At 74.5% G+C, this 22,571-nt stretch carries 19 protein-coding genes; 5 read left to right on the top strand and 14 right to left on the bottom strand.

All coding sequences use genetic code 11. The annotated features are described in order from the left end of the window. Nucleotides 1–18: 18 nt before the first annotated feature. Nucleotides 19–573, bottom strand: a complete 555-nt coding sequence (locus ABZV78_RS21660) for a helix-turn-helix domain-containing protein (protein WP_355641142.1) — start codon at nt 571–573, stop codon at nt 19–21. Between the two features lie 106 nt (nt 574–679). On the opposite strand from ABZV78_RS21660, the gene ABZV78_RS21665 reads away from it, so the two are divergent. Beyond that, complete coding sequence (locus tag ABZV78_RS21665; protein WP_355641144.1) at nt 680–1,078, top strand: nuclear transport factor 2 family protein; 399 nt, start codon at nt 680–682, stop codon at nt 1,076–1,078. 22 nt (nt 1,079–1,100) lie between these two features. On the opposite strand, the gene ABZV78_RS21670 is transcribed toward ABZV78_RS21665, so the two are convergent. The 13 genes from ABZV78_RS21670 to ABZV78_RS21730 all read right to left on the bottom strand — a co-directional run bounded on the left by ABZV78_RS21670 (nt 1,101) and on the right by ABZV78_RS21730 (nt 16,041). Further along, nucleotides 1,101–1,922, bottom strand: a complete 822-nt coding sequence (locus ABZV78_RS21670) for an aldolase/citrate lyase family protein (RefSeq protein ID WP_355641146.1) — start codon at nt 1,920–1,922, stop codon at nt 1,101–1,103. After that, a complete protein-coding gene (locus ABZV78_RS21675) occupies nt 1,922–3,115 on the bottom strand; it encodes a CoA transferase (protein ID WP_355641148.1) in 1,194 nt (397 codons plus the stop codon). The genes ABZV78_RS21670 and ABZV78_RS21675 overlap by 1 nt, the downstream gene beginning before the upstream one ends. Continuing rightward, nucleotides 3,112–5,262 carry an alpha/beta hydrolase-fold protein gene (locus ABZV78_RS21680; RefSeq protein WP_355641150.1) on the bottom strand — a complete coding sequence of 717 codons (2,151 nt, stop codon included), beginning with the start codon at nt 5,260–5,262 and terminating at the stop codon, nt 3,112–3,114. The genes ABZV78_RS21675 and ABZV78_RS21680 overlap by 4 nt, the downstream gene beginning before the upstream one ends. Next, entirely contained in the window at nt 5,259–7,208 is a 1,950-nt protein-coding gene (locus ABZV78_RS21685; RefSeq protein ID WP_355641152.1) for an SUMF1/EgtB/PvdO family nonheme iron enzyme, read from the bottom strand. The genes ABZV78_RS21680 and ABZV78_RS21685 overlap by 4 nt, the downstream gene beginning before the upstream one ends. Then, nucleotides 7,205–8,137 carry a PfkB family carbohydrate kinase gene (locus ABZV78_RS21690; RefSeq protein ID WP_355641153.1) on the bottom strand — a complete coding sequence of 311 codons (933 nt, stop codon included), beginning with the start codon at nt 8,135–8,137 and terminating at the stop codon, nt 7,205–7,207. The genes ABZV78_RS21685 and ABZV78_RS21690 overlap by 4 nt, the downstream gene beginning before the upstream one ends. Beyond that, a complete protein-coding gene (locus ABZV78_RS21695) occupies nt 8,134–9,537 on the bottom strand; it encodes an ADP-ribosylglycohydrolase family protein (protein ID WP_355641155.1) in 1,404 nt (467 codons plus the stop codon). The genes ABZV78_RS21690 and ABZV78_RS21695 overlap by 4 nt, the downstream gene beginning before the upstream one ends. Then, nucleotides 9,534–10,667 (bottom strand): ADP-ribosylglycohydrolase family protein, encoded by a 1,134-nt coding sequence (locus tag ABZV78_RS21700; RefSeq protein WP_355641157.1) that lies wholly within the window; start codon nt 10,665–10,667, stop codon nt 9,534–9,536. Before ABZV78_RS21700 ends, ABZV78_RS21695 begins: the two co-directional genes overlap by 4 nt. A 2-nt stretch (nt 10,668–10,669) precedes the next feature. Beyond that, nucleotides 10,670–11,965, bottom strand: coding sequence for a sugar ABC transporter substrate-binding protein (locus ABZV78_RS21705; protein WP_355641159.1), 1,296 nt, complete (start codon nt 11,963–11,965; stop codon nt 10,670–10,672). A gap of 39 nt (nt 11,966–12,004) precedes the next feature. Continuing rightward, entirely contained in the window at nt 12,005–12,844 is an 840-nt protein-coding gene (locus ABZV78_RS21710) for a carbohydrate ABC transporter permease (protein ID WP_355641161.1), read from the bottom strand. A gap of 1 nt (nt 12,845) precedes the next feature. Continuing rightward, a complete protein-coding gene (locus tag ABZV78_RS21715) occupies nt 12,846–13,778 on the bottom strand; it encodes a sugar ABC transporter permease (RefSeq protein ID WP_355641163.1) in 933 nt (310 codons plus the stop codon). Next, on the bottom strand, nt 13,775–14,857 hold the full coding sequence (locus ABZV78_RS21720; RefSeq protein ID WP_355641165.1) for a LacI family DNA-binding transcriptional regulator: 1,083 nt from the start codon (nt 14,855–14,857) through the stop codon (nt 13,775–13,777). Before ABZV78_RS21720 ends, ABZV78_RS21715 begins: the two co-directional genes overlap by 4 nt. A 181-nt stretch (nt 14,858–15,038) precedes the next feature. Beyond that, entirely contained in the window at nt 15,039–15,479 is a 441-nt protein-coding gene (locus ABZV78_RS21725) for a DUF4395 domain-containing protein (protein ID WP_355641167.1), read from the bottom strand. Between the two features lie 115 nt (nt 15,480–15,594). Then, nucleotides 15,595–16,041 (bottom strand): thioredoxin family protein, encoded by a 447-nt coding sequence (locus tag ABZV78_RS21730; RefSeq protein WP_355641169.1) that lies wholly within the window; start codon nt 16,039–16,041, stop codon nt 15,595–15,597. Nucleotides 16,042–16,274: 233 nt separating this feature from the next. On the opposite strand from ABZV78_RS21730, the gene ABZV78_RS21735 reads away from it, so the two are divergent. The 4 genes from ABZV78_RS21735 to ABZV78_RS21750 all read left to right on the top strand — a co-directional run bounded on the left by ABZV78_RS21735 (nt 16,275) and on the right by ABZV78_RS21750 (nt 22,540). Next, a complete protein-coding gene (locus ABZV78_RS21735) occupies nt 16,275–17,408 on the top strand; it encodes an N-acetylmuramoyl-L-alanine amidase (RefSeq protein ID WP_355641171.1) in 1,134 nt (377 codons plus the stop codon). 144 nt (nt 17,409–17,552) lie between these two features. Next, nucleotides 17,553–17,966: a VOC family protein gene (locus tag ABZV78_RS21740; protein WP_355641172.1), complete on the top strand. Its 414-nt coding sequence runs from the start codon at nt 17,553–17,555 to the stop codon at nt 17,964–17,966. Nucleotides 17,967–18,062: 96 nt separating this feature from the next. Beyond that, nucleotides 18,063–19,148, top strand: coding sequence for an endonuclease/exonuclease/phosphatase family protein (locus tag ABZV78_RS21745; RefSeq protein ID WP_355641174.1), 1,086 nt, complete (start codon nt 18,063–18,065; stop codon nt 19,146–19,148). 197 nt (nt 19,149–19,345) lie between these two features. Continuing rightward, nucleotides 19,346–22,540 carry a penicillin acylase family protein gene (locus ABZV78_RS21750; RefSeq protein ID WP_355641176.1) on the top strand — a complete coding sequence of 1,065 codons (3,195 nt, stop codon included), beginning with the start codon at nt 19,346–19,348 and terminating at the stop codon, nt 22,538–22,540. The last annotated feature ends 31 nt before the right edge of the window (nt 22,541–22,571 follow it).

The raw sequence follows: 22,571 nt of genomic DNA on the forward strand, positions 1-22,571 counted from the left end.
TCGTGCCGGTCGGCCCGGTCAGCCGGCGGTCGGCGGCGCGCCGTACAGCCGCAGCACGCCGGCGCGCAGCGCGGCGCGCGCCTCGGTGGCGGGCATCCGGCCGGCGGCGACCTCCGCCCAGGCGGCGTGGCCGAGCGCGATGGTCGCGGCGATGAGCCAGCCCGGCGCGGCGTCCCGGTCGAACTCACCGGCCCGCTGTCCGCGAACGATCAGCCGGGTGAGCCGGCCGACGATCGGCTCGTGCAGCTCGGCGTCGTCGGCGGCGGCGGGCGCGGGGAGCGGCGGGTACCGGTCGACGGTCCGCCAGCTCACGTCCAGCAGGCGCAGCAGCGCCGCCGGTGCGGGCCCCTCGTCGAGCCGGGCCGCGTCCATCGCGGCGAGGACCTCGTCCGTCATCCGCCGGAACACGGCGGCGACGAGCGCGTCCCGCGACGGGAAGTGCGCGTAGACGGTCTGCCGGGACAGTCCGGCGGCGACGGCGATGTCCTCCACGGTGGCCTGTGGCCGGTCCCCGAGCACCTGGATCGCGGCGTCGAGGATCGCGGCGACGCTCCGGCGGGCCTCGGCACGCATCCGGCGACGTCGTTCCGGAGGACTTTGCTCGGACACGGTTGTCAAGGATACCTGTGGCCCTTAACCTTGACAGCAATGTCAGAGCTAGCCGGGGTCGGAGGACCGCATGCATACCGAGGCAGCCCCCACGCCCCGCGACGACCTGGCCCACTACCTGCGGTCATACGTGTGGGAGATGGCCTTCGGCGACGAGGACCCGGGCCTGGTGATGGACCGCTACCACACCCCCGACATCGCCTGGCACAGCGACGGGCTGCACCTCGACCGCGCGCGGCTGATGGCGCACGCGCGCCCGGTCCGCCGGAACGTGACCCGGTGCGACCTCGACGTCCACGACACCCTGGTCTGCGGCGACCGGGTCGCCGCCCGCTACACCCTGACGGCGGTGACCCGCGGCCGCACCGTCGCCACCGAGATCCATATGTTCGGCCGGCTGGCACCCGACGGCCGGCTACGCCGGATCGACCAGCTCACCCGCACCCCGCCCGCCACGGCGCAGCGATGAGACGGTCCGGCCGGGCGCGCCGTCAGGCGGCGTAGCGGGCGGCGAGGTCGACGACCCGGCGGGCGGCGGCCACCATGGCCCGGTCGGCGAACCGCCCGTCGGGCAGCACCACGGTGCCGGAGTCGCGGGTGTGCGCGTCGGCGACCGCGGCCAGCAGTTCCCGGGCCCGGTCCACCTCGCGGTCGCCGGGGCGGAACGCGTCCGCGATCACCGGCAGCTGGCGCGGGTGGATGGCGGCCCGGCCGAGGAAGCCGAGCCGCCGGCCGGCCACGCAGGAGGCGGCCAGGCCGTCGAGGTCGGCGACGTCGGCGTACACCGACATGGCCGGCGGCGGGAGGCCGGCCGCGCGGGCCGCGACCACGATCCGGCCGCGGGCCCAGAGCAGGCCCTCGTCGTCGGCGACGCCCAGGTCGGAGCGGAGGTCGGCCTCGCCGAGCCCGAGCGAGGCCACCGCCGGGTGGGCGGCCGCGATGGCGTACGCGGACTCCAGCCCGACGGCCGACTCGACCAGCGGGTGCAGCGGGGCGTCGACCCGGGCGGCCACGGCGGCCACGGTCGCCGGGGACTCCACCTTGGGCAGTCGCAGCCCGGCCAGCCCCGGCCGGCCCGCGACGGCGGCCAGGTCGGCGTCGAGGTCCGGGCCGGTCAGCTCGTTGACCCGGACCTGCACGGGCAGCGGCTGCGGGTCGGCCAGGAACTCGGCGACGGCGTCCCGGGCGTACGCCTTGCGGCTGGCGACGACGGCGTCCTCCAGGTCGAGGATGACCGCGTCGGCGCCGGCGGCGACCGCCTTGGCGAACCGGTCGGGCCGGTCCCCGGGCACGTAGAGCCAGGTGAGCAGCATCAGATCACCCCGCGCTCGCGCAGCGCGGCCAGTTCGTCGCCGGTCAGGCCGAGCGCGCCGAACACCGCGTCGGTGTCCTGGCCGTGGCGGCGGCCGGCGTGCCGGATCTCCCCCGGGCTGTCCGACATCCGGAACGGCACGTTCTGCATCCGCACCTGGCCCAGCTCCTCGTCGGGGACGGTGACCACGGTGCCGAGCGCCGCGTACTGCGGGTCGGCGAGGATGTCCCGCACGTCGTAGACGGGAGCCACGGCGGCCTGGGCGGCCTCGAACGCGGCCACCACCTCGTCCCGGTCCCGCTTCGCCACCCACGCGCCGACCGCCTCGTCGAGTTCGTCGGCGTGCGCGGCACGGCCGCTGCCGGTGGCGAACCACGGCTCGTCGACCAGTTCGGGGCGGCCGACCAACCGGACCACCCGCTCGGCGATGCTCTGCGCGCTGGTGGACACGGCCACCCACCGCCCGTCGGCGCAGCGGTAGGTGTTGCGGGGGGCGTTGTTGTTGGACCGGTTGCCCAGCCGGGGCTGCACGTAGCCGAGCTGGTCGTACCAGGTGATCTGCGGACCGAGCATCGCCATGATCGGCTCGATGATGGCCAGGTCGACCACCTGTCCCCGGCCGGTCAGGTCGCGGCCGCGCAGGGCCAGCATGACCGCGTACGCGGCGGCGAGCGCGGTGACCGAGTCGGCCAGCCCGAACGGGGGCAGGGTCGGCGGCCGGTCGGGTTCCCCGGTGGCCGCCGCGAAGCCGCTCATCGCCTCCGCGAGGGTGCCGAACCCGGGCCGGGGCGCGTACGGGCCGACCTGCCCGAAGCCGCTGATCCGGGCGATCACCAGCCGCGGGTTGACCGCGTGCAGCTCGTCCGGGCCGAGGCCCCAGCGTTCCAGGGTGCCGGGGCGGAAGTTCTCCACCAGCACGTCGGCGTCGGCGAGCAGCCGGCGCAGCAGGTCCGCACCCTGCGGGTCGGAGAGGTTGAGCGTGACGGTCCGCTTGTTGCGGCCGAGCACCTTCCACCACAGGCCGACGCCGTCCTTCGCGGGGCCGTGCCCCCGGGACGGGTCGGGCTTGGCCGGGTGCTCCACCTTGACCACGTCGGCGCCGAAGTCGCCGAGGAAGGCGGCGGCCAGCGGGCCGGCGAAGAGGGTGGCCAGGTCGACGACCTTGACGCCGTGCAGCGGGGCGGTGGTGGTCACGGCGTCCCCTTCGCCGGGTCGACGGCGGCGAGGAACACGTCTCCGTTGCCGAGCGCGGCGCCGCCCTCGGGGGTGCCGGCGGTGCGGCCGCTGACCAGCAGCCGGCCGTCGGGTCCGACGGTGGCGTAGACGTTCTCCTCGCCGAACGGGTCGGCCGCGTCGTCGCGGGCGGTGCCGTACTGGGCGACGGCGACCTGCCGGCCCCGGGCGTCGAGGCGCAGGGTGAGCACGTCGGCGCCGCCGGCCGGCACGCCGAGGGTGCTGCCGGTGAAGCCGACCACCGCGAGGGTGCCGTCGGCGAGGGCCAGCACGTCGGTGCCGGCGTCCGCGCCGCGCCCGCCGGTGACGGTCCGCCAGCGCTGCGCGCCGGTCGCGGTGTACGCCACGGTGAGCACGTCGCCGGCCGTGGCGCCGGTGGCCACCACCTGGCCGGCGCCGGTGACCGCGACGCCGCCGAGCAGGTCGTCGCCCGTGCCGCCGGCCACGGTGAGCCAGTCGCGGGTGCCGTCGGGGGTGAACCGGGCGAGCCAGCCGTCGGCGCCGCCGAGCGGCGTGGCGCCGGGCAGCGCGCCGGAGGTGCCGCCGGCCACGTAGACGCCGTTCGCGTCGGCCGCGACGGCGTACGCCTTGTCCTCGCCGGGGCCGCCGAACTGCCGGGTCCAGGCCAGCGTGCCGTCCGGGGCGATCCGGGCGAGCACCGCGTCCTTGTCGCCGGCGCTGGTCCCGCCGAACGCGCCGCTGGTGTAGCCGGCGACGTACGCGCCGCCGTCGGGGGCGGTGGTGATCGCGTAGAACCGGTCGGCCTTGGCGGTGTCGCCGGCCTGGGTGAGCCAGGCCCGCTGCCCGTTGGCCGTCAGCTTCGCCACGAACGCGTCGTCGGCGGGGCTGCCCGGGTGCCGGCCGTCGAGGTCGCCGCGGGTGTACCCAGCGGCGAGCACGCCGCCGTCGGCCAGCGGCACGGCGCCGTAGAGCCGGTCGTTGGCGGAGGTGCCGAACTGGCTGGTCCAGCGGACCGTGCGGTGGTCGGCGGTGAGCCGGGTGACCACGGCGTCGAGACCGCCGGCGTACGGCTGGCCGGCGACGGCGCCGGAGGCCGCGTAGCCGACGGTGACCTCGCCGTCCGGGTGGGCGGCGACCCCGCCGGCCCAGTCGGCGCCGGCGGTGCCGTGCAGCGGGGCGGGCAGTCCGGCCGGCGGGGTGACGCTGAGCGTGGCGGCCAGGTGCTTCAGGCCGTCGACGAACGCGGGCCGCCAGACGTCCCAGTCGTGCCCGCCGTCGAGGACGCGGAACTCGGCGGCCACGCCGTCGGCCCGGCGGACCGTGTTGTAGAGGGTGGCGGCCTCGTAGTCGAGGTCGTGCGCGGCGTCGGCCGGGTCGGGGTTGGCCCACTCGTCGTCGCCGACGGCGATGTACATCCGCACCGGCGACTCGGTGTCGAGGCCGGGCAGCAGGGCCGGGTAGTTCAGCCGCTGGTACACGGCGTCGGAGAAGAGGTCGTCGCCGTCGCCGAAGGCGCCGAACTCGCGGGCCGAGGAGTCGGCTGGCGGCAGCGGCCGGTAGACGGCCGGGCTCAGCACCAGCGCGTTGGCGAAGAGGTCCTGGTGGGCCAGGGCGTAGCGCAGCGCCCCGGCGCCGCCCATCGAGTAGCCGCCCACCAGCCGGGCGTTGCGATGCGCGGCGGTGCGGTAGGTGGCGTCGACGTGCGCGACGAGGTCGCGGGTCAGCGCGGTCTCCACCGGCCGGCCCGGTCGGTCGGCGCCGGTGTACGCGGAGTCGACGTACCAGTTGCCCCGCTCGCTCCACGGCGCGTCGGGCAGCACGGCGATCACCGGCGGCACCTCGCCGTCGGCGATGAGCCGGTCCAGGTCGCTCTTCACCCGGGTCCACGCCTGCATGGTGTCGCCGCGCCCGTGCAGCAGGTAGAGCACCGGGTAGCGGGTGCCGGCCTGCGCCGCGTCGGCGTAGCCGTGCGGGAGGTAGACGGTGTAGTCGATGCCGGTGCCGAGGGCCGGCGAGGGGGCGGTGGCGGTGGTGAGGGTGCCGGACCGCTCCTTGCCGGCGACGGCGGTCTCCGGCGCGAGGCCGGCCAGCCCGATCGCGGTCAGCAGGGCCACCAGGGCGGCGCCGGGGCGCCACGCTCTTCTCATCGGAGGGCTCCTTCGGGCAGGTCGGCGGCGCAGCGGAAGCCGATCGAGGTGGAGCGGGTGAGGCCGGCGCCGGTGAGCAGCAGCTTCACCGACACGTCGGGCGGCTGCGGGCCGCCGTCGAGATACCAGTCGGAGCCCTCCGCCCGGTAGGCGCAGCCGCCCTTCAGGATGACGAACCGGGTCCGGCCGTCGGAGTGCTCGCTCTCGGTCAGGTTCCACACCAGCGGCTCCCGCCGGACCAGCAGGCCCGCCCCGGCGGCCACCTGCCACTCGTCCTCGGTGGGCAGCCGCAGCCCGGCCCAGTCGGCGTACGCCCGGGCGTCGGCGAGGTCGACCCCGGTGACCGGGGCGTCGGCGGGCCCCTGCCCGGCGGTGAACCGTTCGGGGCGGACGGGCCGGTAGCCGGTGGCGGCGAGGAAGCGCGCGTACTGGCCGTGGGTGACCTCGTGGGTGTCGATGGCGAAGCGGCCGAGCCGGACCTGCCGGCGCAGCGTGCCGGTGTGGTGCAGGCGGGGCGGCAGCGGCTTCCACTCGTCGACGTACGGGGCCTCGCCGTAGAGGCCGGTCTCCCGGACCCGGTGGCGCACGGTCAGCTCGTGCCGGCCACCGTCGACGGTGACCATGCCGTCGGGCAGGGCTGCCAGGGGCGACCACGGGGTGCGGGCGCGCACCGCGGCGCGGGCCGGGAAGGACGGGTCGCCGGTCGGCGGCTCGTGCCGGGCCACCGGGGTGTCGGTGGCCACCACGGCGGCGATCGCCCCGGCGGGCAGCGGTCCGCCGACGGCCACCCGGCCGTCCTCGAGCTCGGTGACGGCCAGCTCGGCGCCGGTGACCAGATCGACGAAGCGCCCCGGCCGGGAGCCGGTGAGCAACCAGGGTCCGTCGTGGTCGGCGCCCCGGTTGACGACCGTCCACAGCGGCTGGTCGTCGTGGGTCCAGCGGGACGCGTACACCTGGCCGGCGCCGGGGTGGTCGGCGAGCGGGACCCAGTCCTCGGCGCGCAACCAGGCGGCGTGGCTGGCCTGCACCCGGCGCATGGCCCGCAGCACGGCCCGGTCCCGCTCGTTCCAGCCGACCCAGACGCCGAAGACGCTCTCCCAGACCAGCACGCCGCAGCCGTTGAGCCAGGCCGAGTGCAGCTCGTCGAGGTGGTCGCGGTGCCAGCGGCGGGTGTGGTGCAGGACGTGCCGGCGTTCGAACCACTTGGCCCGCAGCACGCCGGGGGTGTCCGAGTCGGCGAACCACTGCGCCCAGGACATGGCGTGGTCGGCGATCCGGGCCAGCGGCACCCGGCTCTCCCCCTCCAGGACCAGGCCGGGGCGCACCGCCTCGAGCGCCTTGCGCAGCTCGCCGGCCCCCTCCTTCAGGGTGTCCAGGAAGACCCCGTCGACGCCGAGCCGGGCGGCCAGCGCGGCCACCTCCTCCGCGTCGGCGCCGGGCTCCCGCCGCGTGCCGGTGTCCCACGGGTTGTAGTCGACGAACACCCGGACCCCGGCGTCCTGGAACGCGCGGACCACCTCGGGCAGCTCGGGCACGTCGCGGTACCAGTCGAACTGGTTGCGCTCGTCCAGCCCGATCACCGGGTACGCGTGCCAGAGCACCACCCCGTCGAAGCCGCCGAAGTCGCGCCGCGCCGCGTCGAGGAACGCCTCGACGGTGAACTCGCCGCGGTCGTGGTCGTAGAGCGTCTCGTCCCAGAGCCAGGCGAGGCAGACCGTGAAGCAGTCGCCGGCGATCTCGTCGTAGTGCGCGCCGGTGTAGCCGAGCCGGGTGCGGGCGTCGGCCCGCCACCGGGTGAGCTGCTCCCGCCAGGCGGGCCAGTCGGCGGGGTCGTCGGGGGCGGCGAAGATCTTCGCCTCGTCCAGGGTGGTCAGGTCGGCGTGCCCGCCGAGCGGCACGTCGGTGGGCCGGTCGATCGGCCGGGGCACGTACGGGTTGAAGCTCACTCGACCTCTCCGTAGGTGGCGGCGGACAGCGCGTCGATGGCGGCCCGCTCGGGCAGGGCGGTGGACGCGCCGGGGCGCTCGGCGCAGGCCGCGCCGGCGGCGCACGCCCAGCGCAGCACGGCGGTGGCGGTGTCGGCGGTGAGGCCGCCGCGTTCGGCCAGGGCCACCGCGAGCGCGCCGGTGAACGCGTCGCCGGCGGCCGTGGTGTCCACCGCGTCGATCTTCGGGGCCGGCACGTCGATCCGGGTGCCGTCCCGGTCGGCGTAGGCGGCGCCGCGCGCGCCGAGGGTGAGCACCACCCGGGGCACCAGACCGACCAGGGTGTCCAGCAGCGCCGCCGGCTCGTCGGTGAACACCCCGGCGACGACCGCGGCCTCGTGCTCGTTGACCACCAGCACGTCGACCAGGTCGAGCAGTTCAGTGGGGAGCGGCCGGGCCGGGGCGGCGTTGAGCACCACGGCGGCGCCGCCGGCGCGGGCCCAGCCGGCGGCCCGGGTGACCTCCGACAGCGGCACCTCCAGTTGCAGCAGCAGCACGCCGGCCGCCGCCACCGCGCCGCGGTCGGCCTCGTCGAGGGTCAGCGCGGCGTTCGCGCCGGGGGCGACCACGATGCAGTTCTCCGCCGCGTGGTCGACGGCGATCAGCGCGACCCCGGACGGCCCGTCGACGGTGCGCAGGCCGCGCAGGTCGACGCCGGCGGCGGCCAGGTTGTCCCGCAGCAGCCCGCCGAACCCGTCGCCGCCGACCGCGCCCACGAAGGCGCAGTCCGCGCCGGCCCGGGCGGCGGCGACGGCCTGGTTGGCGCCCTTGCCGCCGGGCACCATCCGGAAGTCGTCGCCGAGCACCGTCTCGCCGGGGCGGGGCAGCTGCGGCGCGGTGACCACCAGGTCCAGGTTGGCGCTGCCGACCACCACCACCCGGGCCCTCATGTCGCACTCCCGTGGGCCAGGGCGAGGGTACGGTCCGCCAGGGTGTCGAAGCCGATGCCGTCGAAGCCGGCGATGCTGCTGGCCAGCCGGTTGCGCAGCGGCGCGACCCAGCGCCCCGGCAGCCGGGCGGCGCCGGTGAGCGCCCCGGTGACCGCGCCGACGGTGGCGCCGTTGGAGTCGGTGTCCCAGCCGCCGGCGACCACCGCGCAGATCGAGCGTTCCAGGTCGCCCCGCCCGTACGCCAGGGCCGCCGCGACCAGGGCGGCGTTGTTGCGGACGTGCACCCAGTGCAGGTGACCGTGCCGCGCGTAGAGGGTGTCCACGATGCTCTCCCAGTCGTCGCCGCCGGCGCCGAGGGCGCGCGCCTCCCGCACGGCGGCGGTGAACCGGCTGCCCGGGGGCAGCACCGACTCACCGGCGTCCAGCACCGCGTCGACGTCGCCGGCCACCGGTGCCGCCGCGGCCATGGCGGCCACCCAGACAGCCCCGTACGCGCCGGCCCGGACGTGGCTCACGGCGGCGTCGCGCCAGGCGGCCTCGGCGGCCCGGTCGGGGCGGCCGGGGTTGGTCCAGCCGTACACGTCGGTGCGGATCTGGGCGCCGATCCACTCCCGGAACGGGTTGTGCCGGCGGGCGGTCTCCGGCGGGGTGAGGCCGAGCAGCAGGTTGCGGTAGGCGACCCGCTCGGCGGTGAAGACCCGCCCGGCGGGCAGCCAGTCCAGCCACGCCTGCGCCACGTCGGCGCTGGTGAAGCCGGAGCCGTGGGTCTCCAGGATCCGGAGCGCCAGCAGGGCGAAGTTGAGGTCGTCGTCCTCGGGCATGCCGGCGATGTTCTCGGCGAGGCTGGTCGGGGCGCTGCGCCGGTTCCACGGCCAGCGGGCGGCCACGTCGGCCGGCAGCCCCTGCGCGGTGAACCAGTCGCGCAGCGGCCACCGGCCGGTGGCGGCGAGGATCTCCCGGATCCCGTGGCGGGGGATCTTCTCCACCGGCTTGCCGAGCAGGCAGCCGACCGCCCGGCCGAGCCAGGCGCCGTGCAGCCGGTCCCGTTCGACGGTGGTCGGCAGGTTCCAGGCGCCCGGCCAGGTCTTGCGGACCGCGTCGAGGTCGTCGGGCTCGTCCGCGGTGTCCGGTCCGGGCAGCTCGTCGGCGGCGTCGAGCAGGTCGACGGCGAGGGTCCGCAGCGCCGGCGACGCCGGCGCCGGCGAGGCCCCGCTGACCGGGGCGGTGACGTCGCCGCCGGCCGCCGTCCAGCGGTCGGCGAGCGCGGTCACGTCGCGGCCCTCGTCGCGGCTCGCGGCCAGTTCGTGCGGGAGCAGGTCCTCCGGCTGCACCCAGGTCAACCGCAGGCCGCCGGCCGTCCCCCTCGGCCGGCCGGCGGCCGCCGCGCCGGCAGCGCTCATGCCAGCCCGCCGAACCGCTCGGCGCGCCGGGCGAAGCGCTCCCGGTCGCGGTCGAAGACCTCGGTGGCGACCCTGGCGAGGACCCGCGCGGGCTCGACCAGGTCGGTGCGGGACGCCGTGGCGACCACCTCCGACCACTCGGCCGGCACCGCCGCCGCGCCGCCGAGCGCCCCGGCGATCGCGCCGGCCATGGTGGCCGTGGAGTCGGCGTCCCGGCCGTAGTTGACCGAGCCGAGCACCGCGGCCCGGTAGTCGCCGCCGGCCACCACGAGCATGCCCAGCGCCACCGGCAGTTCCTCGATGGCGTGCAGCCGGCTCGGGCGGCGGGCGCCCAGGCCGGGGCTGCGGTACTCCTCCCCCACCGTGTCGTAGGGGGCCACGGCGGCGCGCAGCGCCGGGATGGCGGCCTTCCAGTCGCCGTGCCCGCGGGCCTCCTTGACCACCGCGTCGATGGCGGCGCGGGTGCCGTCACGGGCCAGGTCGAGGGTGGCCGCGACGACGTCGTCGACGCTCGCGCCGGGGGTGGCGGCGGCGGCCACCGCGGCGGCGAAGACCGCCGCGGCCTCCCGGCCGTAGCTGTGCTGGTGCGCCCCGGCGATCTCCACGGCCTCGGCGTACGCCCCGGCGGGGTCGCCGACGTTGACGATGCCGACCGGCGCCATGTACATCGCGGCGCCGCAGTTGACGATGTTGCCCACGCCCGCCTCGCGGGGGTCGGCGTGCGCGTGGTGCAGGCGGGTGACCAACCACCGCTCGGCCGCGGCCAGGCGGTGGAAGGTCACCCCCTCCCGCTCCAGGTCCGGGATGTACACCACCCGCTCGATCAGGTCGGGGACGAGCAGTTCCACCACGTCGTACGCGTCGAGGTGGTCCCGCTTGGCCGCGTACGCCCGGACCAGGGCGTGGGTCATCAACGTGTCGTCGGTGATGTGCCCGTCGCCCTTGTGGTACGGCGCGAGTGGCCGCGCGGTGGCCCAGTCGGCGTGGTACGGGGGGACGATCCCCTCGACCCAGCCGCCGAAGCGGGCGCGGATCTGCTCCGGAAGGGCCGTCTCGGTGGCCCCGCCGAGGGCGTCGCCCACCGCGGCGCCGACCAGGCAGCCGACCGACGTGTCGAGCAAGAGTGACATGGTTACCTCAGAACCTGCTTGCCACCGTCGACCAGCTGCGTGCCGAGCTGGTCCAGGGTGATCTTGTTGGCGAAGTACTGCTGGAGGGCCGGGGTGGCGTACTTGGTCTTCCACTCCGGGTAGCCGTCGGCCTTCTGGAACGGGGCGACGGTCAGGTCGGCGGCGCTGTCCGCGGCGACGTCCCAGCCCTGCTTGCCGCCGGTGGCCTTGACCAGCTCCTCGTTGGCCTGCTTGCCGGTGGGCACCAGCCAGTCACCCTTGGCCAGGGCGGCCATGTTGGTCGGGTTGAGGAACCACTCGATGAACTGCGCGGCCTGCTTCTTGTGCTTGCTGTCCTCGGCGATGGACAGCGTCTGCGGGTTGGCGGCCTGCTTGCTGGACAGGCCCTTGATCGGCGGGAGGGTCACCCACTCGAAGCCGGCGGGGGCCTGCTCGACCATCTGCTGGCGAAGCGAGACCGAGCCGGGGAGCATGGCGTACTTGCCGCCGAAGAAGCCGGGCAGGGTGTCCGCGCCGCTCATGCCCAGCGCCTCCGGGGAGGCGGACTTGCTGGTGTAGATCATGTCGTGGATCCGCTTCGGCACCTCCTTCTCCGCGTCGCCGACCTTGACCTCGGTCTTGCCGCCGTCGCTGTAGAAGAACTTGCCGTCGTAGTTGAGCGCCAGGTTCAGCACCCGGTTGGTGGGCGACTTCAGCGCCCAGGCGGCGCCGTACTGGCCGGGCTTGGTGAGCTTCTGGGCGTTGGCCTGGAACTCGTCCCAGGTCCAGCCGCCGTCGGCGGGCGGGACGGCGACGCCGGCGGCGTCGAGCAGCTTCTTGTTGGCGATGACGACCTGCGACTCCAGCAGGAACGGCACGCCGGTGACCTTGCCGTCGAACGTGGCGGTGTCCCAGACGCCCTGGTCGATCTGGCCCTTGAAGTCGTCGCCGAGCAGCTTGGAGACGTCGGCCAGGTAGCCCTGCTTGCTGAACTCGCCGATCGCCGAGGCCTCGTAGTGCACGACGTCGGCCACGTCGCCGCCCTCGAACGAGGTGACCAGCTGGTCGTGGATCGAGTTCCAGTCACCCTGGACGTACTCGACCTGGATGTCCGGGTGTTCGCTGTTCCACTTGGCGACCAGGTCCTTGTTGGCCTGCAGCGACTCCTTCTGCCAGGCGAGGCTGAGGAAGCGCAGCTTGACCGGGCCGGACGAGGTCTCGTCCTCGCCGCCGCCGTCACCGCACGCGGTGAGGGCGCCGAGCCCGACGACCGCGACCGCGGCGGCCGCGGCGAGTCGGCGGAACCTGCTACGGAGCATGGGGGATTCCTCCTTGGTGGTGGTGGTTGGGGGATCTGGTCAGCCCTTGACCGCGCCGGCGAGCGACCCGGACGAGAGGCGGCGTTGCATGACCGCGAAGAAGATCAGGCTGGGCAGGGTGGCCAGCAGCGAACCGGCCGCCAGGGGACCCAGGCGGGCGGTGCCCTCGATGCCGACGAACCGGGCCAGGGCGACCGGCAGGGTCGCCAGCTCCGGCGTCTTGACCAGCACCAGGGCGAAGAAGAACTCGTTCCAGGCGGAGATGAAGGAGAACAGCGCGGTGGCCACGATGCCCGGCGCGAGCAGCGGGAAGACCACCCGGCGCAGCACCTGCAGCCGGCTGGCGCCGTCGACGGCGGCGGCCTCCTCAAGGTCCCGCGGGATGTTGCGGACGAAGCCCTGCAGCATCCACAGGGCGAACGGCAGCGCCCAGACCACGTAGATCAGCACCAGCCCGGCGTGCGTGTTGGCCAGCCCGACCTGCCGCAGGATCAGGAAGATCGGGATGATCAGCAGCACGAACGGGAAGAGCTGCGACAGCAGCACCCAGCCGAGCGCCACGGTGCCGAGCCGGGTCCGGAACCGCGCGAGGGCGTACGAGGCGGGCAGCGCGACCAGCACGGTGAGCACCGCCGAGGCCAGGGACACCTGGAGGCTGTTCAGCGCGGCCCGGCCGAGCTGCTGCTCGGTGAAGGCCTGCACGAAGTTCTGCACGGTGGGGTTGCTCGGGATGAGCGTGGGGTGCAGCTGCACCAGTTCGCGCGGCGGCTTGAACGCGGTGGAGAGCAGCCAGACCAGCGGGAACCCGAGGAAGATCAGGTAGCCAGTGAGCGCGACGTACTGGAGCGTCCGCCCGGTGCGGCTCGGCTTTCCGAACATCTCAGTTCGCCTCCCGGAGTCGGCGTCGCAGGTAGACCGCGAGCAGCGCGACGATGATCACGACCATGACGTTGCCGAGGGCGGCGGCGTAGCCGTAGTTGCCGTAGCGGAACGCCTCCTCGTAGGCGAAGAGCATCGGCAGCATGGTCTTGCCGCCCGGCCCGCCCGCGGTGAGCACGTAGACCAGGCCGAACGAGTTGAAGTTCCAGATGAAGTCGAGCGAGGTGATGGCCACGACGACCGGCGCGATGGCGGGCAGCGTGACGTTGCGGAACCGGTGCCACGTGCCGGCGCCGTCCACCGCGGCCGCCTCGTGCAGCTCGCGCGGCACGCCCTGCAATCCGGCGAGGAGCACGACGGTGGTCTGCGGCATGCCGGCCCAGACGCCGACGATGATGACCGCGACCAGGGCGGTGCTGAAGTCGCCGAGCCAGTTGGTGCGCAGCCCGTCCGCGCCGATGCGGTGGAAGAACTCGTTCAGCAGGCCGGCGTCCGGGTGGTAGACCAGCTTCCAGAGGATGCCGACCACCACCGGGGGCATCGCCCAGGGCACCACGGCCAGCACCCGGGCCAGCCCGCGGAAGCGCAGCTGCTGGTTGAGCAGCAGGGCCAGGCCGAGGGCGAGCACGAACTGGAGCACGGTCACCCCGACCGCCCAGAACAGGCCGATCTTGAACGAGTTCCAGAACAGCTCGTCGCCGAGCAGTTCCCGGTAGTTGGCCAGCCCGGTGAAGCTGATCTCGACGTTGCGCCCGGCGCGGGCGTCGGTGAAACCGAGGTAGATGCCGCGCACCAGCGGGAAGACCGACAGCACCACGATCGGCAGCAGCGACGGGAGCAGCAGCAGGTAGATGCCGAGCCGGTCGGAGCGGGACCGGGCCCTGCGGGGCCCGTCGGCGCGGGCGACGTCGGGCCGTTCGGCCACCGTGGTCATGCCGTCACCTCCGGGGTACGCGGCGCGGGCGCCGGCTCGGGGACGAGGAGCGGGATCGCGGCGCTGGAGGCGCGCGCGGCGAGGCTGGGGGCGACCTGCTCGCGACGCGGCGGCAGGGCCGGGTCGGCGATGCGCTGGAGCAGCAGCTCAGCGGCGCGCCGACCACGCTCGGCCGAGCCGAGGGAGACGCTGGAGAGCTGCGGGAACATCATCCGGGCCAGCTCGGTGTCGTCCATGCCGACCAGCGCCACGTCCTCGGGGACGCGCCGGCCGGCGGCCAGCAGGGCGTGCAGCGCGCCGACGGCGATCAGGTCGTTGGCGCAGACCAGCGCGTCGGGCTGGGCCCGGGCCAGGAGACGCTCGGTGGCGGCCCGGCCGGCCGCGTACCGGAAGTCGCCGACCTCGACGAGGCGCTCGTCGAGCGCGATGCCGTGCCGGGCGAGGGCGGCCCGGAAGCCGGCGTCTCGGGCCGTGCCGGGCACCGTGTCCAGCGGGCCGTTGACGAAGCCGATCCGCCGCCGCCCGGCCGCGACCAGGTGGTCGACGGCCAGCCCCACGCCGGTACGCGAGTCGGTGCGGACGTTGTCCACCGGCGCGTCGGCGGCGAGCTGGCCGACCACGACCACCGGCACCGGGCTGTCGACCAGCGCGGCGAGGTGGTCGTCCGTTACCCGGATCGGGGAGACGATCATCCCGTCCACGTAGCGGTGGGCCAGCCGCCGCAGCAGCGCGGTCTCGTTGGCGATCTGCCCGCCGGTGGCGTGCACGAGCAGCTGCCGGCCGGACGCCGCGACCACGGACTCGATGGCCCGCATCATCTCGACGTAGACCGGGTTGCCGATGTCCTCGACGGCGAGCGCGACGAGGCCGGTGCGCTGCGACTGGAGCGAGCGGGCGATGGCGTTGGGCACGTACCCGACCTCGGCCGCGGCCTCGCGCACCTTGCGGACGGTCTCCGGGCTGCCGCCGACGCCGTTGAGCACGCGCGAGGCGGAGGCGATGGAGACACCGGCGCGGGCGGCGACGGTGTGGACGGTGGGTCGGCCGTCGGCCGACTCCTGTAAACGTTTACGACCCACGCCCCGCACCTCCGCCTGCCTGCTGTAAACGTTTCCGGGAGTTTGCGCCCGACCCGACGGTCAGGTCAAGGGCTCGTTACGAAAACGTTTCCAACCGCGCCGACCTGGGTCCTCGACCCGGGTCGGCGCGGTGGCGGCCGGCGGCGGGCCGGAGGCCGCCCCCGCGGCGTCTCGGGACCGGTCAGCGTGGGGGCACCGGCACCCGGGCGGCGAGCGGGCGGCCGGTGAGGCGGCGGATCGCCAGGTAGCCCTCGCAGCCGAGGCAGAGCCCGAAGGCGGCGTTCAGGAAGGCGGCGGCGAGCGCCGCGGCGGTGGCCACCAACCCGAGCCACGGCACGCCGGCCAGCCAGCCGACCGCGCCGACCGCGGCGAAGGCGAGGCCGACGAGCTGGGCGAAGCGGACCGGGGCCACCGGCTCCAGCTCGGCCGGTGGGGCCAGCCGGGGCGCGACCAGGGCCCGGAAGAGCAGGCCGTACGGGCCGAGTCGCGGGTGGACGGCGGTCAGCGCGAACACGACGGCCTGGGCCAGGACGAGCCAGCCGGAGCCGGTGACCAGGGCGACGGCGAGGACGACGGTGGTGAGGGCGGCGGCGAACCGCGGCCCGCGAGGGTCGAGCAGCATGGAGGGTTTCCGTTCGGCGGCGAAGGGGTCGGTCAGGCGGTGGCGACCGACGCACAGAGGCTCGCCGCGAGCCGCCCGTGGTCCACCACCCGCCGCCGGATCAGCCGGAGGCCGGTCACGCCCGCGCCCCGGCGACCAGCGGCGCGAGCGCGGCGAGCAGGTCCGCCCGGTCGGGCACGCCGGCGGCCCGCCGGACGATCCGGCCGTCGCCGTCCACCAGCAGCACCGTGGGGGTGCGCCAGACGTCCAGCTCGCGGGCCCGGTCGAGGTGCTCCTCGACGCCCACCTCCAGCAGGGTGACCCCGTCGAGCCGGCCCGCGACGTCCTCGAGCACCCGGCGGGCGGCCCGGCAGGGCGCGCAGACCGGGGCGGAGAACTGGACCAGGGTGACCGCGCCGGCGCGGACGCCGAGCGCGGCCAGCGCGGCCCGGTGCGGCGCGGCACCGGCCGGGGACACGGCGCGGAGCCGGCCGTCGCGACGGCGCCGCCACCAGCCGAACGCGGTCGCGGCGGCGAGCACGGCGACGAGCACCAGGACACCGGTCAGGCGGGGCGGCTGCACGGCTCCAGGCTGCCACGACGACCGGTGCCGGGAATCCTGTCGTCCCACCCACCGGACGTGACATCGCCTACTCCCCCACTAGGAAAGGCGGGCCGGCCGACGGCACCACGATCGGCACTCGTCGCATTTGTCCTCTGGCGCACGGACCGATGCTGGCAATATTCTCCACTTCGCGCGCAGCAGTTGGAGTTCCTTTACATGCCCGCACACCGTCGGGCCACTGAGGAGATGCCATGCACTTCGACCACCCCGAGTTGGACCGCCGCACCCTGCTGCGGGCCGGACTCGGCGCCGCCGCGGTCGCGGTCGTCGGGAGCGAGCTCGCCTTCCCGGCCGCCGCACAGGCCGCGCCGGGCGCGGACCTCGACTGGATCATCAGCTGTGACGAGTGGGGTGCCCGCCCGCCGGCGGACCCGCTGTCCGTCAGCGCGATCCCCAGCAACAAGATCATGGTGCACCACATGGCGTTCCCGAACAGCACGGACTACTCCGAGGAGCACGCCAAGCAGCTCGCCCGGGACTGCCAGGACCTGCACATGGACGTCAACCGCTGGTCGGACACCGGGCAGCACTTCACGGTGAGCCGGGGCGGTCACGTCACCGAGGGCCGGCACGGCAGCCTGGAGCGGCTCCAGGCCGGTGACCGCCAGATGATCTCGGCGCACTGCCCCGGCGAGAACGGCCGCGCCATCGGCATCGAGAACGAGGGCACCTACGTCACCGAGACGCCGCCGCAGGAGCTGCTCGACTCGCTGGTCAAGCTCTGCACCACCATCTGCCAGCAGTACGGCCTGCACGCGCACGACATCTTCGGCCACTGGGACTTCCGGGCCACCCAGTGCCCGGGCGCGATGTTCTACCGGGAGTTCCCCGCCCTGCGCCGCCGGGTCTTCGCCAAGCTCGGCACCGACCTGGGCGACGTGCCGGCCCGCCGCTGGCCGGACATCTGGCGCTTCGTCGGCGGCCCGGTGGTGAAGGTGGCGCAGTACCTGCTCACCTTCCGCGGCTACACCGTCCCGGTCACCGGCGTGTTCGACGCGGCCACCGTGGCGGCCGTGCAGGACTGGCAGGCCCGCAACGGCATCCCGGTCGACATCGACGCCACCCTGACCGCGCCGACGTGGGAGACGCTCGCGCCGGAGCTGGGCAAGAACGCCACCGGCATCCCGGTGCAGGCGGTGCAGTTCATGCTCAACTCCAAGGGCTACGCCGACGTGGCGATCACCGGCGAGTACGACTACCCGACCAAGAAGGCCCTCCAGGACCTGCAGGAACTGCACGGTCTCGACACCAACGGCAAGGTCGGCACCACCACCTGGTGCGCCCTGGTGGGGGGTGTGGTGCGCCAGTCGTTCCAGGAGAACTGACGGCGCACCGGCGGGGAAGGGCGGTGGGGGTCGGCAACGGTGCCACCCCCGCCGCTCCCGTCCACACCCGCCCGTCGCGCCTCGTTGGCCACGGCCCGTCCCTCTGCGACGATGCCCAGGTCACGACACCGAGGAGGCGAGACGATGACGTCCAGACTCAATCCGTACCTGAGCTTCCGGGACAACGCCCGGGAGGCGATGGAGCACTACCAGCGGGTGTTCGGCGGCGACCTGCGGATGAACACCTTCGGCGACTTCGGCAACCCGGACCCGCAGTTGGCCGACCGGATCATGCACGCGCAACTGGAGACTCCCAGCGGTTTCACGCTGATGGCCTCCGACACCCCGCCCGAGATGCCGTTCACCCCGGGCACCAACATGGCGGTCAGCCTGAGCGGCGACGACGCGGACGACCTGCGCCGCTGGTGGGAGCAGCTCGCCGAGGGCGGGACCGTCACCATGCCGCTGGAGAAGCAGATGTGGGGCGACGAGTTCGGCATGTGCGTGGACCGGTTCGGCACCTCCTGGATGGTGGACATCGGCCAGCCCCAGGCCTGACCGCCGGGTGGAGGTGGCCCGAACGGCGGTGTCCACGGTGGTGTGACCGGCGTTAGCGTACGCGGATCACGGATCCCGCCGGAGAGGACCACAGTCATGGACGGCAGCCCTCGCGCACATCTCCGACGCCTCGCCAGGCTGGCCACCGCGGCCGCCCTCGCGGTGGCCAGCCTGGGGCTCGTCGCCCCGCCGGCACACGCGGAAGCCGGACCCAAGGTCGCCGTGCTGACCCGCAATCTCTACCTGGGCGGGGACCTCACGCCGTCGATCGGCGCGCCGACCCTGCCGGCCTTCCTGGCCGCGAACGCCGCCCTGCTGAGCCACGTGGACCTGGTCGACTTCCCGGCCCGGGCGGCGCTGATCGCCGACGAGATCCGCGAGCGCAAGCCCGACCTGGTCGGCCTGCAGGAGGTGGCACTCTGGCGCACCGGGCCGCTCGGCGACCCGGCCCCCGCCACCGAGGTCCGCTACGACTACCTGGCACTGCTCATGGCGCAGCTGGCCGAGTCCGGCCACCCGTACGACGTCGTCGTGGTGCAGGAGGAGGCGGACCTGGAGGCCCCTGCGGGAGCGCCGTACCTGCGGGACGTCCGGCTCACCATGCGGGACGTGATCCTGGTGCGGCACGGCGGCCGGGTCAAGGTGAACGGCACCTCGTCGGGCAACTTCGTCAACAACCTGGTCTTCCCGCTCGCCGCGACCGGCGGGACCGCCACGAGCACCCGCGGCTGGACGGCGGTGGACGCCACGCTGGGCAGCCGCACCTTCCGGTTCGTCAACACCCACCTGGAGGCGTTCCACCCGGGCGTACGCCTGCTGCAGGCGCAGGAACTGCTGCGCGGCCCGCTGAGCGTGCCCGGCCGGCTGATCCTCGTCGGTGACCTGAACAGCGGACCCGAGCTGCCCGTCCCGAACAACCGGCTCGCGTACCTCGCCCTGGTCGCCGGCGGGATGGTCGACACCTGGCCGATCCTGCACCCCGGCGACCCCGGCTACACGGCCGGCCTGGGCGACGACCTGACCGAGCCGGCCGACGACGTCGAGCACCGGATCGACATGGTGCTGGTCCGCGGCACGGTGGCGCCGGTGTCCAGTGAGGTCTTCGGCAATGAGCGGCAGACCCCCGGCGGCCGGTGGGCCTCGGACCACCTGGGTCACGAGGCCCTGCTCGCGCTGCCGTGATCGCGCCGAAACGTCGGCATTCGCGGGTGGTGAACGGCACCTATCCCAAGGCATGGAACGCCATCAATCATTACTCGGAGGTAGACATGAGTCACTCTCACCTCCGGGTGTGACGCCCGGGCGCGGAGGGCGAGACGACGGCAAGCGGCAGCCGGGCGCAGTCCCGGCCCGACTCCGCACACCCCGGAGGATCCGCCATGCCCCGTCCCACCACCCGTAGGCGCCTCGCGGCCCTGGCCGCGACCCTCACCGCGGCGGCGAGCGCCCTGACGGTCGTCCCACCGTCACCGGCGCTCGCCGCCACCACCTTCGCCCCCGGCGACTACTGCCTCGGCCAGTGCGCCGACATCCTGCCGCCCGGGGAGAACGGCAACGCCACCCTCGCCGCCATCCTCGCCCACCAGGCGCTCGGCACCCGGCCCGCGCACTCCAGCGACCAGCTCGACGAGTACGCGAACCTGGTCTACGGCTACGCCGGGCTCACCGACGAACAGATCGCGCAGTTCTACAACGACGCCTCGTTCGGCGTCCCCGACAGCCAGGTGGAGAGCACCGTGCGGCCCCGCGCGGACGTCACGATCGTGCGCGACCGGGCGACCGGCGTACCGCACGTCACCGGCACCACCCGCTCGGGCACCATGTTCGGCGCCGGCTACGCCGGGGCCCAGGACCGGCTCTGGGTGATGGACCTGCTGCGGCACGCCGGCCGCGGCACGCTCACCTCCTTCGCCGGCGGCGCGCCGGGCAACCGGGAGCTGGAGCAGAGCATCTGGGCCAACTCGCCCTACACCGAGGCGGACCTCCAGGCCCAGGTCGACGCGCTGCGCCAAAAGGGCGCCCGCGGCCAGCAGCTCTACGACGACGTCACCGACTACATCGCCGGTGTCAACGCCTACATCGACCAGTCCATCAGTGCCGACAACTATCCCGGCGAGTACGTCCTGGCCGGCGCCGGCAAGCCCCAGCACTTCACCATGACCGACCTGATCGCCACCGCCGGCGTCATCGGCGGGCTGTTCGGCGGGGGCGGCGGCTCCGAGATCCAGTCCGCCCTCGTCCGGGTGGCCGCCCGGGCCAAGTTCGGCGCCACCGAGGGCGACCGGGTCTGGCAGGCGTTCCGCTCCCAGAACGACCCGGAGACGGTGCTCACCCTGCACGACGGGCAGAGCTTCCCGTACGGTGCCACCCCAGCCGGCGCGACCGGGGCGGTGCTCCCCGACGCCGGCAGCGTCGTCGCCGAGCCCCTCGCCCACGACCAGAGCGGCGGTGCCACCACCGCCAAGGCCGGCGGCGGCAGCGCCAGCACGCAGGGGCTGCTCAGCGGCCTCGCCGGCCTTCGGTCGCACGGCATGTCCAACGCCGTGGTGATCTCCGGCCGGCACACCACCACCGGCAACCCGGTCGCCGTGTTCGGCCCCCAGACCGGCTACTTCGCCCCGCAACTGCTCATGCTCCAGGAACTCCAGGGGCCGTTGGTCAGCGCCCGCGGCGCCGCCTTCGCCGGGCTGAACCTGTACGTGCTGCTCGGCCGGGGCCAGGACTACGCGTGGAGCGCCACCTCCGCCGCGCAGGACCTCACCGACACCTACGCGGTGCCACTGTGCACCACCGACGGCAGCGCACCCACCCTCGGGTCGAACCGCTACCTGTGGCACGGGCAGTGCGTGGCCATGGAGGTCCTCGAACACCGCAACTCCTGGTCGCCGACGCTCGCCGACTCCACCCCGGCCGGCTCCTACACGTTGCGCGCGCTGCGCACGAGGTACGGGCTCGTCGCCTACCGGGGGCTGGTGAACGGGCAGCCGACCGCGTTCACCAGGCTGCGCTCGACCTACCGGCACGAGGCCGACTCGGCGATCGGCTTCCAGGCGTACAACGACCCGGCCGCCATGGGTTCCGCGGCCGCCTTCCAGCAGTCCGCGGCGAACGTCGGCTACGCCTTCAACTGGTTCTACGTCAACTCGACCGAGGCGGCCTACTTCAACTCCGGGTCGAACCCGGTCCGGTCGTCCACCGCCGACCCCAACCTGCCCACCCGCGCCGAGGCGGCTCATGAGTGGGTCGGCTGGAACCCGGACACCAACACCGCCACCTACACCCCGGCCGCCGCCCACCCGCAGTCGGTGAACCAGGACTACTACGTCAGCTGGAACAACAAGCAGGCCCGGGACTTCGGCGCCGCCGACGGCAACTTCAGCTTCGGCGCGGTGCACCGGGGCCAACTCCTCGACGGGCCGGTGCGGGCCGCGATCGCCCAGCGCAAGCTCGGCCGGGCCGACGTCGTCCGGATCATGGCCGACGCCGCCGTCACCGACCTGCGCGGCCAGCAGGTCCTCGGCGACCTGCTCCGGGTGCTCGGCAGCGCGCCGGTCACCGACCCGGCGCTGGCCGACGCGGTGACCAAGCTGCGGGCCTGGCAGCAGGCCGGCGCCCGCCGGGTGGAGACCGCCGCCGGGTCCAAGGTCTACCAGCACGCGGACGCCATCCGGATCTTCGACGCCTGGTGGCCGCTGCTGGCCGCCGCGGAGTTCCGGCCCGGCCTCGGCCCCGACCTCTACGCCGCGCTGGTGGACGCCATCGAGGTGAACGAGGCGCCGTCCGGCGGCCAGAACGGCGGGCGCGACGGCAGCGCCGTCTGGGCCCTCGCGGGTCAGCCGCACAAGGGCTCCTCCTTCCAGTACGGCTGGTGGGGCTACGTCGACAAGGACATCCGCACCGTGCTCGGCGACCCGGTGGCCGGCGGGCTGGGCCGGACGTACTGCGGCGCCGGCAACCTCGGCGCCTGCCGGCAGAGCCTGCTCGACACCCTCGCCCAGGCGGCCGCGGCGCCGGCCACCACCGTCTACCCGGGCGACAAGTCCTGCGGGGCGGGCGACCAGTGGTGCGCCGACGCCATCGCCCAGTCCGGGCTCGGCGGCATCACCCACCCGCTGATCGCCTGGCAGAACCGCCCCACCTACCAGCAGGTCGTCTCGTTCCCGGCCCGGCGCGGCGACGACGTGAGCAACCTGGCCCAGGGGCGGCCCGCGACCGCCTCCAGCACCCAGTTCCTCACCAGCCACACCCCGGACAAGGCGGTCGACGGCAGCCTCGGCAGCCGCTGGGCCAGCAGTTACAACGACAACCAGTGGATCCGGGTGGACCTCGGCGCGGCCCGCACCGTCGGCCGGGTGGTGCTGCGCTGGGAGGCCGCGTTCGGCAGCGGGTACCGGATCGAGGTCTCCGCGGACGGCAGCGCCTGGCAGCCGGTGTTCAGCACGACCGCCGGCAACGGCGGGACGGACAACGTGACCCTCGCCCCGGTCACCGCCCGCTACGTGCGGATGTACGGGGTCAAGCGGGCCACCTCGTACGGCTTCTCGCTCTACGAGTTCGAGGTCTACGGCCGGTGACAACGGCGGGCCGGCCGGCGGGACCGCACCC

The sequence above is a fragment of the Micromonospora sp. NPDC004540 genome, from assembly GCF_040610095.1.
Lineage (GTDB): Bacteria > Actinomycetota > Actinomycetes > Mycobacteriales > Micromonosporaceae > Micromonospora.